General features: G+C 77.0%; 11 protein-coding genes. 8 read left to right on the top strand and 3 right to left on the bottom strand.

The window, feature by feature from the left end; translation table 11 throughout:
- Nucleotides 1–138: 138 nt before the first annotated feature.
- Nucleotides 139–2,361, bottom strand: a complete 2,223-nt coding sequence (locus GSF02_RS11055) for an acyl-CoA dehydrogenase family protein (RefSeq protein WP_159796032.1) — start codon at nucleotides 2,359–2,361, stop codon at nucleotides 139–141.
- Between the two features lie 52 nt (nucleotides 2,362–2,413).
- Nucleotides 2,414–3,193, bottom strand: coding sequence for a TetR/AcrR family transcriptional regulator (locus GSF02_RS11060; RefSeq protein WP_159796035.1), 780 nt, complete (start codon nucleotides 3,191–3,193; stop codon nucleotides 2,414–2,416).
- Between the two features lie 171 nt (nucleotides 3,194–3,364).
- On the opposite strand from GSF02_RS11060, the gene GSF02_RS11065 reads away from it, so the two are divergent.
- The 4 genes from GSF02_RS11065 (at nucleotide 3,365) to GSF02_RS11080 (ending at nucleotide 7,402) form a co-directional block, all read left to right on the top strand.
- Nucleotides 3,365–4,672 (top strand): acetyl-CoA C-acetyltransferase, encoded by a 1,308-nt coding sequence (locus GSF02_RS11065; RefSeq protein ID WP_159796203.1) that lies wholly within the window; start codon nucleotides 3,365–3,367, stop codon nucleotides 4,670–4,672.
- A 28-nt stretch (nucleotides 4,673–4,700) separates the two neighbouring features.
- Nucleotides 4,701–6,068 carry a 3-oxoacyl-ACP reductase gene (locus GSF02_RS11070; RefSeq protein WP_159796038.1) on the top strand — a complete coding sequence of 456 codons (1,368 nt, stop codon included), beginning with the start codon at nucleotides 4,701–4,703 and terminating at the stop codon, nucleotides 6,066–6,068.
- Nucleotides 6,065–7,105, top strand: coding sequence for a MaoC/PaaZ C-terminal domain-containing protein (locus GSF02_RS11075; RefSeq protein WP_159796041.1), 1,041 nt, complete (start codon nucleotides 6,065–6,067; stop codon nucleotides 7,103–7,105). Before GSF02_RS11070 ends, GSF02_RS11075 begins: the two co-directional genes overlap by 4 nt.
- 78 nt (nucleotides 7,106–7,183) lie before the next feature.
- Nucleotides 7,184–7,402, top strand: a complete 219-nt coding sequence (locus GSF02_RS11080; RefSeq protein WP_159796044.1) for a helix-hairpin-helix domain-containing protein — start codon at nucleotides 7,184–7,186, stop codon at nucleotides 7,400–7,402.
- 45 nt (nucleotides 7,403–7,447) lie between these two features.
- Here the strand turns inward: GSF02_RS11080 and GSF02_RS11085 are convergent, their stop codons facing one another.
- Nucleotides 7,448–7,918 carry a GNAT family N-acetyltransferase gene (locus GSF02_RS11085; RefSeq protein ID WP_268892871.1) on the bottom strand — a complete coding sequence of 157 codons (471 nt, stop codon included), beginning with the start codon at nucleotides 7,916–7,918 and terminating at the stop codon, nucleotides 7,448–7,450.
- A gap of 93 nt (nucleotides 7,919–8,011) precedes the next feature.
- On the opposite strand from GSF02_RS11085, the gene GSF02_RS11090 reads away from it, so the two are divergent.
- The 4 genes from GSF02_RS11090 to GSF02_RS11105 all read left to right on the top strand — a co-directional run bounded on the left by GSF02_RS11090 (nucleotide 8,012) and on the right by GSF02_RS11105 (nucleotide 12,405).
- Nucleotides 8,012–8,905, top strand: coding sequence for an LLM class flavin-dependent oxidoreductase (locus tag GSF02_RS11090; protein ID WP_159796050.1), 894 nt, complete (start codon nucleotides 8,012–8,014; stop codon nucleotides 8,903–8,905).
- Between the two features lie 56 nt (nucleotides 8,906–8,961).
- Nucleotides 8,962–10,467: an amidase gene (locus tag GSF02_RS11095; RefSeq protein ID WP_159796053.1), complete on the top strand. Its 1,506-nt coding sequence runs from the start codon at nucleotides 8,962–8,964 to the stop codon at nucleotides 10,465–10,467.
- 86 nt (nucleotides 10,468–10,553) lie between these two features.
- Nucleotides 10,554–11,243: a hypothetical protein gene (locus GSF02_RS11100; protein ID WP_159796056.1), complete on the top strand. Its 690-nt coding sequence runs from the start codon at nucleotides 10,554–10,556 to the stop codon at nucleotides 11,241–11,243.
- A gap of 100 nt (nucleotides 11,244–11,343) precedes the next feature.
- A complete protein-coding gene (locus GSF02_RS11105) occupies nucleotides 11,344–12,405 on the top strand; it encodes an LLM class flavin-dependent oxidoreductase (RefSeq protein WP_159796059.1) in 1,062 nt (353 codons plus the stop codon).
- Nucleotides 12,406–12,413: the final 8 nt, after the last annotated feature.

The following is a 12,413-nucleotide window of genomic DNA, read 5'->3' on the forward strand; positions in this document are numbered from 1 at the left end:
CGAGCGCCGAGGCGGTCACGGACGGTGCGCCGGACGCGGCGCCCGGCGAGGCGCCCGTCGGCGCCGAGCCGCCGGCCGCCGCGCGGCAGGAGCGGGCGCCCGTCGGCGCCGAGCCGCCGGCCGCCGCCTGACCCCGCGTCAGCGCCGCGCGGCGCGCTCCTGCTTGCGCAGAGCCTTCTCGCTGACCGGCGCCGCGCCCTCGGCGCGCTGCCGGGCGTAGTAGGCCCGGGCCTCGTCCTGCCGCTGCTTCTCCGCCCCGGAGGCGATCTTCGCCCGCAGGTGGTCCGGCCCGTAGCCCCACGCGTCGACGAGGTCGAGCACGTGCGGGCGGAGCCTGGCCAGCAGCGCCTCGAGGGCCGGTGCGACGGCGCGGCCGCGCTGCGTCGACAGCCGCCCGTGCAGCAGGAACCACGCGAGGTCGCGCTCGATCACCGTGAGCGCGTAGACGTCGCGCAGCCACGTCAGCACGGTGCGGGTGCCGGGGTCCTCGACCTTGGCCAGCGCCGCGGTGAACGCCTCCCAGCGCACGAGCTCGGCGTGGGAGCGGGCGGCGTCCACGAGCGCCACCTGGTTGTCGTCGAAGAGGCGCTGGGCCGTGACCGGGTCCGCCTTCTGCGCCGGGCGCAGCGCGAGCGCCGCCTCCTCGACCTTGGTGGCGACGCGGTCGGCGAGCAGCTCGCGCTGCGTCGCGGCGTCGAGCAGGTGCTCGGCGGCGCCGCCGGCGACGTCGCCGAGCACCTGCGCCGCGCGCTTGAGCGGGGTGCGGTGCAGCACGCGGTCGACCGCCTGGTCGACGACGAACCGGGCCATGCCCTGGCCGCTCCTGACCTGCTTGCCCAGCTGGCGGGCGTAGTCGCCCACGAGCCGCTTGGCGACGAGCTGCAGCAGCACCGTGTTGTCGCCCTCGAACGTGGCGTACACGTCCATGTCGTGGCGCAGGCTCGTGATGCGGTTCTCCGTGAGGAACCCCGCGCCGCCGCACGCCTCGCGGCACTCCTGCAGGGTCGTCAGGGCGAAGTCCGTGGAGGTGGCCTTGAGCGCGGCGGCCATGGTCTCGAGGTCCTCGCGGTTCTCCGGGGTGTCGCCGGCGCCGGAGAACACCTCGTCGAACAGGTCGAGCAGCCCGTCGTGCGCGAAGTGGATCGCGTAGGTCTCCGCGATGCGGGGGAACAGCCGACGGCGGTGCGTGGCGTAGTCGAGCAGCACGACCTCCTCGACGGGCGAGGCGCCGGTGAACTGCCGGCGCTCGGCGCCGTAGCGCACGGCGATCGCGAGGCCGAGCTTCGAGGCCACGGAGGCGGCGCCGTCGAGCGAGACGCGCCCCTGGACCAGCGAGCCGAGCATCGTGAAGAACCGGCGGCCGGGGCTGTCGATCGACGAGGTGTAGGTGCCGTCCTCCGCGACCTGGCCGTAGCGGGCCAGGAGGTTCTCGCGCGGCACGCGCACCCGGGTGAAGTGCAGCCGGCCGTTGTCGACGCCGCGCAGGCCGCCCTTGAGCCCGTCGTCCTCCCCGCCCACACCGGGCAGGAACTCCATCGTCCCGGCGTCGCGGACCGGCACGTAGAAGCAGTGCACGCCGTGGTTGACGCCGTTCGTCACGAGCTGGGCGAACACGGTGGCGGCGGTGGCGTGCGCGGCGGCGTTGCCGAGGTAGTCCTTCCACGCCGCCCGGAACGGCGTGTGGATCACGAACTCCTGCGTCTGCGGGTCGTACGTGGCGGTCGTGCCGATCGCCGCGACGTCGGACCCGTGGCCGGTCTCCGTCATGGCGAAGGCCCCCGGCACCGACAGGTCCATCGCGCCCGGCAGCCAACGGTCCTGCTGCTCCGGCGTGCCGAGGTGCAGGATCGCGGAGGCGAACAGCCCCCACTGGACGCCGGCCTTGATCTGCAGCGAGGGGTCGGCGACCGTCAGCTCCTCGAACCCGGCCAGGTTGGCGCCCGGAGCCTCACCGCCTCCGAGCCGCTCCGGGAACGCGAGCCAGACCTGGTGGGACCCCTCCTGCGCGAGGCGCCGCAGCTGCTCGAGCGTCCGCTCGCGGTGCTCCGCCATCGACAGCGACTCGTCCTTCCAGAAGTCCGGGTCGGCGGCACGGTCGCGGGCGGCCTGGCGCCACTGCGGCCAGCGGCCCAGCAGCAGGTGGTGCAGCGCCGGGACGTCGACGCGGGGGGCACCGTCGGCGTCCGGGCGGCCGACCGGCACGCGGCGCGGCCGGGGCGGCGCGGCGGGCGCCGCGAGCGCCTCGGGCGCGGCGGCCGCGTCGCGGACGAACGCCGGCCCGGTGAGCCGGTCCGTCTCGGGCGCCTCGGGCGTCTCGGCGGCGGTCGGCTGGGCTGCTGTGCGGTCGGAGGTGGTCGTCATCGGTGGGTCTCCGTGCTTCCGTGGGGTGTGCCGGCGTCCGCGCCGGCACCGGTCACAGGCTCGGCGTCGGTGCCGTGCTGGGTGCGGTCGGGTGCTGCTCGGTGTCGGGCGGCGTGCCGTGCAGGGCGTCGTGCGGGGTGCTGTGCAGGGTGTCGTGCAGGACGCCGACGGGGCCGTTCCACAGCCACCGGGTGACCTGCTCGGTGAGCTCCTCGCGCTCGGGGCGCTCGCCCGGGTGGCTGAGCCACCACTCCCCCGCGCCGCGCACAAAGCCGACGGCGCCCGCCGCCCACGCGGCGGCGACGCCGGGGGGCACGTCGGCCACCTGGGCGAAGGGGTGCGCGACGAGCTCGATGACCGAGTCGAGGTAGGCGCTCAGCGGGGCGTCGGCCGTGCCGACGGCGCCGGGCCGGCGGTCGGCGGGGCCGGCCGGGCCCGCGCCGTCCGCGGGGCTGTCGGCGGGCTCGACGCCCGCGATCGAGGTCCGGGTCACGAACCAGTAGACGTGCGGCGAGTGCTCGATCATCTCGAGGTAGACCCGCACCATGGCGCGCAGCGCGGCCAGCGGCGTCGGGGCCGCCTCGGCCGCCTGGCGCAGCGCGTCGTGCATGTCCGCGACGACGGCGGAGGAGACGGCGAGCCGCAGGCCCGCCTTGTCCTCGAAGTAGCGGTAGACGATCGACTTGGACGTGCCGGCCTCGGCGGCGATCTCGTCCATGGAGACGCCGGGGCCGTGCCGGTGGACCGCCTTGCGCGCGGCGTTCACGAGCTGGGCGCGCCGCGCCGCGCGATGATCGTCCCAACGGGTCGACCGCCCGTCCACCGCCGTCATCGTCCGCCTCCTGTGACCCGCCTCACGAGACCGAGAGTATCAGGTACTGTGAGTCCTACATCACGGGCAGCACCCACCCCCGAGCGAAGGAACGACGAAGTGGCCACACGCTCCACCGCCGCCGCGACCGCCTCCCGCAAGGCCCCGAAGGGCACCACCGCCGCGCCCGGCCTGCGCGACGCCGTCGTCGTCGGCGGCAACCGCATCCCGTTCTCGCGCGCCGGCAAGAGGTACGCCGACGCCTCCAACCAGGAGATGTTCACCGCCGCGCTCGAGGGCCTGGTGGCCCGCTTCGGGCTGCAGGGCGAGCGCCTGGGCGAGGTGGTCGGCGGTGCCGTGCTCAAGCACTCGCGCGACTTCAACCTGGTCCGCGAGTGCGTGCTCGGCTCGTCGCTGTCGCCCCAGACCCCCGCGTACGACCTCCAGCAGGCCTGCGCCACCGGCCTGGAGGCGGCCATCGCCGTCGCCAACAAGATCCGGCTCGGCCAGGTCGAGTCCGGCGTGGCCGGCGGCACCGACACCGTCTCCGACGCGCCGATCGCCGTGAGCGAGGGCCTGCGCCGGGCCCTGCTGGCCGCCTCGCACGCCAAGACGCTGCAGCAGCGCCTCAAGGCGCTGGCCAGGATCCGCCCGGGCGACCTCAAGCCGCTCACCCCGGCCACCGACGAGCCGCGCACCGGCCTGTCCATGGGCGAGCACCAGGCGGTCACCACCGCCCGCTGGGGCATCACCCGCGAGGCGCAGGACGAGGTCGCGCTCGCCAGCCACCAGAACCTCGCCCGTGCCTGGGAGTCCGGGTTCTTCGACGACCTCGTGACCCCGTTCCGCGGCCTGACCCGCGACGACAACCTGCGGCCGGACACGTCGGCGGAGAAGCTCGCGGCGCTCAAGCCGGTGTTCGGCAAGAGCCTGGCCACGTCGGGCACCCCGGCGGAGCCGACGATGACCGCCGGGAACTCCACCCCGCTCACCGACGGCGCCTCCGCCGTGCTGCTGGCCTCGCGGGACTGGGCCGCCGAGCACGACCTGCCCGTGCTGGCCCGCTTCGTGGACGCCGAGACGGCCGCCGTCGACTTCGTGCACGGCCACGAGGGCCTGCTCATGGCCCCCGTCCACGCCGTGCCGCGCCTGCTCGCCCGCAACGGGCTGACGCTGGAGGACTTCGACTTCTTCGAGATCCACGAGGCGTTCGCCGCGACGGTGCTGACCACGCTGGCCGCGTGGGAGGACGACGAGTACTGCCGCACGGAGCTGGGCCTGCCGGGCGCGCTCGGCAAGGTCGACCGCTCCCGGGTGAACGTCAACGGCTCCTCGCTCGCCGCCGGCCACCCGTTCGCCGCCACGGGCGGGCGCATCCTGGCCACGGCCGCCAAGCTCGTGGCGCAGCGCGCCGCCGAGACCGGACGACCGGCCCGCGCCCTGGTGTCCGTGTGCGCGGCCGGCGGCCTCGGCGCGACGGCGATCCTCGAGTCCGCCTGACCGCCCGGGACCAGGGAGGAGAACACCGATGACCGACTCCTACACCCGGCTCGTCAACACCGGGATCACCAAGACCCTCGCGAAGAGGCTGGGCCTGCCGCGCCCCGCCGTGCTGCGCCGGTACGCCCCGGGCCAGCCGCTCACCGTCGGCCCCGTGCTCGTGCTGTCCGACGCCGCGTCCAAGGCCGACGCCGACCGCGTCGCCCAGGCCCTGCTCGCCTGGGACCTGGACGTGCGGCGCGACCCCGTCGAGGTGCGCGCCGACCCCGGACGCCTCGGCGCCGCCGTCCTCGTGCTGACCGAGCTGGCCACGCCGCAGGACGCCTCCGAGGCCGTGCTCGCCACCGGGTCCGTGCTGCGCAAGCTCGCCCCGCAGGGCCGCGTCGTGACGGTCTCGCGCGCCCGCACCGCCGAGGACTCCCCCGAGCTCGCCGCCGCGCGCCAGGGCGTCGACGCCTTCTGCCGCTCGCTGGCCAAGGAGCTGCGGGCCGGGGCCACCGGCAACGGCGTCGTGCTCACCGACGGGGCGGCCGCCGACTCGACCTCCGCGCTGGGCGCGCTGCGGTTCTTCCTGTCGGCGAGGTCCGCCTACGTGGACGGCCAGCTGCTCGAGGTCGGCCCCACCGACGCCCCGCTGCCGACCACGTGGGACCGCCCGCTGGAGGGCCAGGTCGCCGCCGTCACCGGCGCCGCCCGCGGCATCGGCGCCGCCATCGCCCGCACGCTCGCGCGCGACGGCGCCACCGTGGTCTGCGTCGACGTTCCGGCCGCCGGCGAGGGCCTGGCGCGCACCGCCAACGCCGTGCGCGGCACCGCGCTGCAGCTCGACGTCACCGCGCCGGACGCCGGCGCCCGGCTGCTCGAGCACGCCCGGGCCCGGCACGGGCGGCTCGACGTCGTGGTGCACAACGCCGGCATCACGCGGGACAAGCTGCTGGCCAACATGGACGCCGCGCGGTGGGACTCCGTGGTGGCCGTCAACGTCGCCTCCCAGCTGCGGATCAACGCCCAGCTGCTCGAGGCGGCGGAGCGCGGCGAGGTCTCCGGGCTGCGCGTGGTGTCGCTGGCCTCCACCAGCGGGCTGGCCGGCAACCGCGGCCAGACGAACTACTCGTTCACCAAGGCCGGCGTCGTCGGCCACACCGCGGCCACCGGCCCGCTCCTGGCCGCGCACGGGGGCACCGCCAACGCCGTCGCGCCGGGCTTCATCGAGACCGACATGACCCGGGCGATCCCGTTCGCGACCCGCGAGGTGGCCCGGCGCCTGTCGTCCCTGCTGCAGGGCGGCCAGCCGGTGGACGTCGCCGAGGCGATCGCGTTCCTGGCCTCCCCGGCCGCGGCCGGCGTCAACGGGCAGACGCTGCGCGTCTGCGGGCAGAACATGGTGGGCCGGTGACCGCCGGACCGCTCTCCGTCACGACCGCAGGCGGCGGCGTGCTGGCGGTGGAGACGCTACCTTCGGTGCCCCGGCTGACCGGCCTCTACGCCCGCGGCGCGGCGTCGTCGGGCCGCATCGCGGCCGGGCGCGCGCTGCCGTCCCTGCCCGTCATCGGCGGCGGGGAGGACTCGCTCACGCTGCCGCCCGTCGCCTACCGCGTCGCCGAGGTGGACACCGCCGACATGGCGTCGCACCTGCGCGACTACCAGCGGCTGCTGCACGAGCCGGTCTCGGACCACCTGCCCTCGGGCTACCTGCACGTGCTCGCGTTCCCGCTCGCCACGGCCGTCATGGTGCGCGCAGACTTCCCGCTGCCGCTGCTGGGCATGGTGCACCTGGCCAACGACGCCGCCCTGGCCCGCCCCGTCCGGCTGGGCGACCGCCTCGAGGTCCGGGCGTGGGCCGAGGACCTGCGAGCGCACCGCCGGGGCGTGCAGGTGGACCTCGTGGCGGAGGTCCGCGTGCAGGGCGACGACGACGCGGTGCCCGCGTGGCGCGGGGTGTCGACGTACCTGGCCCGGGGGTTCGACCCCTCGGAGGTCGAGGGCGCCGACGGCGCTGACGGCGGCGACGGGCAGGCGCCGGGAGACGTCCCCGGGGACGCCGGCGGCGACGGCACGGCGCCGTCGGACGCGTGGGCGCCGCCGCTGCCGACCGGCCGGTGGGTGCTGCCCGCCGGCACCGGCCGCGCCTACGGCGCGCTGTCCGGCGACCGCAACCCCATCCACATGTCCGCGCTGTCCGCCAAGGCGTTCGGCTTCCCGCGGGCGATCGCGCACGGGATGTACACCGCGGCGCGGGCGCTGGCCGACGTCGGCATGGCCAGGGGTGACGCGTACCGGTGGACGGTGCGGTTCGCCAAGCCGGTGCTGCTGCCCGGCACCGTGGACGTCGCGGTCACCCCGGCCGAGGACGCGCCCGGCGGGTTCACCTACGTGGGGTGGAACGCGCTGCGCCGGCAGAAGCACTTCGAGGGGACGGTCACGCCCCTCTGAGCCCACCGGTCGCGCTTCCGGCGCGGCCGGTGGGAGCCCGCCAGGGCGCAGGACGAGACCCGGACGAGAGGCAGCACGATGGCCACGACCCCCGACGTCCGCCCGGTCGGCGACCTCCCGGACGCCATCGGCCGGACCGCCGCCCGCGCCCTCGCGCTCCACGGCGTCACGAGCCTCGAGCGCGTGGCCGAGCACTCGCGGGCGGAGCTGCTGGACCTCCACGGCGTCGGCCCCAAGGCCGTCGCCGTCCTGGGCGCCGCGCTGGCGGCGAAGGGCCTCGACTTCAGGGCGTCGTGAACCTCGCGCCGCGGCCCGGTGCGCGCCCCGGCCGCCGCAGGCGCCTCAGGCGCCCGGCGACGGCAGGCGGGCGGTCAGGTTCGCTCGGACGGTCGGCCACTCGTCGTCCGTGACCGAGAAGTAGACCGTGTCGCCCGAGGTGCCGTCCGCGGCGACCCGGTGCTTGCGCAGCACGCCCTCGCGCACCGCCCCGAGGCGCTCGATCGCCGCGCAGGAGCGGGTGTTGCGGGCATCGGCGCGCAGGGCCACGCGCTGGAAGCCCCAGGTGTCGAAGGCGTGGGCGAGCAGCAGCAGCTTGCACGCCGGGTTGGTGACCCCGCCCCACCACGCGCGCCCGTAGAAGGTGGAGCCGACGTCGGTGCGACGCTGCGCGGGCACCAGCTCGTAGTAGGAGGTGCTGCCGCGCACCTGCCCGTCGTCGGGCCCGCCGTCGGTGACGACGGCGAACACCATCTTCGCCTCGGCGGCCCGCTGGGCGCGGGCCCGCGAGGACGAGGTCGTGGTGCACGCCCGGATCCCATCACGGCGGTCGCCCGAGGCAGCACGGACGCGCCGTCGCCGACGGCGTGTCTGCGCCGGTCACCGCGCCGCGCGGGCGAGGGTCGGGGCATGACCGCACCGACGCTGGGGTTCATCGCGCGACCCACGCTGCCGCCCGCCCGGCACCTGGAGCTGGCCCGCGCCGTCGAGGCCGCCGGGATCGACGAGCTGTGGCTCTGGGAGGACTGCTTCAAGGAGACGGCGGTGGCCGGCGCCGCGGCGGTGCTGGGCGCCACCGAGCGGCTGCGCGTCGGCACCGGCGTGCTGCCCGTGCCGCTGCGCAACGTGGCGCTCACGGCGATGGAGATCGCCACGATCGACGGCATGTTCCCGGGCCGGCTCGTGCCCGGCGTCGGGCACGGCGTCCAGGACTGGATGGGTCGGGTCGGCGCCCGGGCGGCCTCGCCGCTGACCCTGCTGCGCGAGCACCTGACCGCGCTGCGCGCGCTGCTGGACGGCGAGCGGGTGACCACCCGTGGCCGGTACGTGACGCTCGAGGACGTCGTGCTCGACTGGCCGCCGGCCACCCGCCCGCCCGTGCTGTCGGCGGCCGTCGGCCCCAGGACGCTGCGCCTGGTGGGCGAGCACGCCGACGGGGTGATCCTCACGTCGTCGACCGGCCTGGACCGCCTGCCCGGGGCGCTCGAGCAGGTCGGCGCCGGCCGCCGGGCCGCGGGCCGCGAGGAGCCGTTCGAGGTCGTCGTCTTCGTCGCGGTGGCGCGCCGCGCCGAGCACCTCGCTGACACCCGGGCGATGCTCGCCGGCGAGGGCCACGACGTCGCCGACGACGCCGGGCTCGCCCGCCTCGCCGCGTGGGGCGAGGCGGAGCAGGTGGCCGCCACGCTGCGCGCCTACGCCGACGCCGGCGCCACCACCGTGGTGGCCGAGCCGGACGCGCACGAGCCGGACCCCGAGGGGCTGGCCGCGTGGTTCGGGCAGGAGGTGGCGCCGCTGCTGCGGTGAGCCGGCCGCAAGGTCCGGGGCGGTGCGCCGTCGCCGGCCCCTCCTAGGCTGACGGCATGACCGAGCTGCACGAGCGCACCGCCGTCGAGCTGCGCGACCTGCTCCGGGACGGCTCCCTGACGCCGCCCGACGTGGTGGAGCACTACCTCAAGCGCGTGGAGGCGGGCAACGCGGCCGTCGGGGCCTTCACCACGGTGACCGCCGACGCCGCCCGCGAGCGCGCCGCCGGCCTGCTCCGCGAGCGGGACGCCGGCGCGCTGGTGGACGACTGCCCGGACGACGACGCCGTGCTGTGGGGCCTGCCCTCGGGCGACAAGGACCTGTGGGACCGCGCGGGCGTGCCCACGGGCTTCGGCTCGCGGGCCTTCGCCGGCGAGCACCGCTACGTGCCCGAGGCGAGCAGCGACGTCGTGCGGGTGCTCGACGCCGCCGGGACGGTGTCGCTGGGCAAGACGGCCGCGCCCGAGCTCGGTTTCCCCGCGTACACCGAGACGCTGGCCGGCCCGCCGGCGCGCAACCCCTGGGACCCCGGGCGCGGGGCGGGCGGCTCCAGCGGCGGCGCGGCCGCCGCGGTGGCGGCGGGCCTGCTGCCGTTCGCGCCCGGCTCCGACGGCGGCGGCTCGGTCCGCATCCCGGCGGCGGCCTGCGGGCTCGTGGGGCTCAAGCCGACCCGCGGCCTGCTGCCGGCCGGCTCGGGCGTCGACTCGCTCGGCGGCCTCGTGGTCAACGGACCTCTCGCCCGCACGACGGCCGACGCCGCGCTGCTCCTGGAGGGCATGCTCCCGCGCCGCGGCGACGACGCCGTGGACCACCCGCTCACCCTGCGCACCACCGCAGGCCCGCGGGGCAGCTACCTGGCCGCCGCGCAGCGCGGCGAGGCCCCGGACGGCCGGCGCCGGTTCCACCTGGCGGTGAGCACGTTCAGCGCGTGGGACGGCTTCTACGACTTCCCGGCGGGCCCCGAGGCGCTGGCCGCGCTCGACGCCGCGGTGGCCGAGCTGGGCGCGCTCGGCCACGGCCTCGAGGAGCCGGCCTGGGAGCCGGACGCCGCCTACGCGCCCGCGTTCCGGACCCTCTGGATGGCGGGGGCCTCGGCGGTGCCGATCGACGACCCGGCGCGCCTCGAGCTGCTCGAGCCGCTGACCCGCTGGCTGGTCGGCGTGGGCCGCAAGGTCTCGGCCCGGCAGCTCGCCGAGGCGCTCGCCGCGCTCTCGCGCTTCGAGCGCACGATGGTGGCGCGCGTCGAGCGGTACGACGCCGTGGTCACGCCGGCGCTGGCGATGACGCCCCGCCCGCTGGGCTGGTTCGACGCCGAGGACCCGGAGCGCAACTTCGAGCAGCAGTGCCAGTACACCCCGTACACCTCGATGATCAACGTGTGCGGCCTGCCCGCGATCACGGTGCCGGTGACCTGGACGGAGCCCACGGACTCCGCGCCGGCGGGCCTGCCGATGGGCGTGCAGCTCGTCGGGCGGCCGGGCGGCGAGCACGTGCTGCTGGCGCTGGCGGCGCAGCTGGAGGAGCGGCTGCGGTGGTCGCTGCGGCGGCCGGCCGTCTGGTGACCTGACGGGTCTTCCCCTCGCCCGGACCCCCGCGTAGCGTTACCCCGAGGGGGTATACGGCCGCCCGGAGCACGAGGGAGTGACCCATGTCCGAGACCCCGGCCCTGCGCCCCGCGCCCGGCGCACCGACCCCGGCCGGCGCAGCCGCCGGCCACCCGCCCGCGGCGAGGTCGGCCCCGTGGCCCTGGCCGCGCACCGCCGCGTGGCTGGCGCTGGGCGCGCTCGCCGCGGCGGGCCTGCTGGTCGGCGGCGCGCTGCTCGACGGCGGCGCGCTCGACAGCGGTCCGGGCGGCGGCAGCCCGGGCGGCGCGATCCGGCTGGACGCCGTCAGCGCGACCACGCCCGCCACCGCCGTCGGCGTGGCGGCGCTGTGCTACCTCGCCGCGGCGGCCAGCGGGCGCCGCTGGGCGTCCTGGGCCGCCGTGCCCGTGGCGAGCGCCCTGCCGTTCCTGGCCGAGGTGCTCGGCGTGCCGCGGTGGACGGCGATCGCGGCGGCCGGAGCGGTGCTCGTCGCGCTCGGGGCGCTCGCTCGGCGCGGCGCGACGTGGCCGCAGGCGCTCGCCATGGTCGGCTGGTTCGGTGCCTGCGTGGTGGCCCTGGAGCTCGCCCCGCGGGTGGGGCTGGCGCTCGCCGGCGCCGCCCTCGCCGCCCACGCGGCGTGGGACGCGGTGCACTACCGGCGCGACGCCGTCGTGCACCGCTCGCTCGCCGTGTGGTGCATGGGCCTCGACGTGCTGCTCGGCGGGGCGTGCCTGGCGCTGGCGGCCGCCGGCTGAGCCCGCGCCGTCCCGGGAGCCGGGCGCGGGCGCGCCCGGCGGGACGCGCCGGCGCACCGGCCGCGGAACACGCCGCCGCCGCGCGGTGTTGCCCTAGGCGATGAACGCCGTGAACCCCTCCCCCGCGCTGTCCGTGCTCGACCTCGTCCCCGTCCGCTCCGGGCAGAGCACCGCCCAGGCGATCGCCTCGTCGCTCGAGCTCGTCCGGCTCGCCGACCGGCTCGGCCTGACGCGGTACTGGTTCGCCGAGCACCACAACATGCCGGCCGTCGCGGCGTCGACGCCGCCCGTGATGATCGCCGCCGCGGCGGCGCAGACCGACCGCATCCGCATCGGCTCCGGCGGCGTCATGCTGCCCAACCACGCGCCGCTCGTGGTCGCCGAGCAGTTCGCGGCGCTCGAGGCGCTCGCGCCGGGGCGCGTCGACCTCGGCATCGGCCGCGCGCCGGGCAGCGACCCGGTGATCACGGCGCTGCTGCGCTCCTCGGGCCCCACCGCGGACGTCGAGCGGTTCCCGCAGCACGTGCAGGACGTCATGGCGCTGCTGCAGCGTGACGGCGCCACGATCCGCCTCACCAGCGGCGAGACCTACCCCGTGCGCGCCACCCCCGCCGCCGAGGGCACGCCCACGGTCTGGCTGCTCGGCTCCTCCGACTACTCCGCGCGCCTGGCGGCCGAGCTCGGCCTGCCGTACGTGTTCGCCCACCACTTCGCCGGGCCCGGGCTCCAGCAGGCGCTGACGCTCTACCGCGACGGCTACCGGGCCAGCGAGGAGCACCCCGAGCCGCGCACCTTCGTCACGGCGAACGTCGTCGTCGCGCCGACGCAGGACGAGGCCGACGAGCGCGCGCTGCCGCAGCTGCGGTCGATGGCGCGCCTGCGCACCGGCAAGCCGATGGGGCCGCTGGAGACGGTCGAGGAGGCCAAGGCCGCGCCGCTGGACACCCTCGGCGAGCAGGCGGTCGCGGACATGCGCGCCCGATGGATCGTCGGCACGCCCGAGGCCGCCGCCGACGAGCTCGCGCGGCTCGCCGCCGCCCACGGCACCGGCGAGGTCATGGCCGTGCCCGTGGCGGCGTCGTACGCCGGCGAGGACCTCGCCACCACGCCGGGCCGCGCGCAGACGCTCGAGCTGCTCGCCGGCGCGCTCGCCGCGCGCTGACCGGCGCT

Origin of the sequence: Puerhibacterium puerhi (assembly GCF_009846865.1) — a bacterium.
Taxonomy (GTDB): Bacteria; Actinomycetota; Actinomycetes; order Actinomycetales; family Cellulomonadaceae; genus Puerhibacterium; species Puerhibacterium puerhi.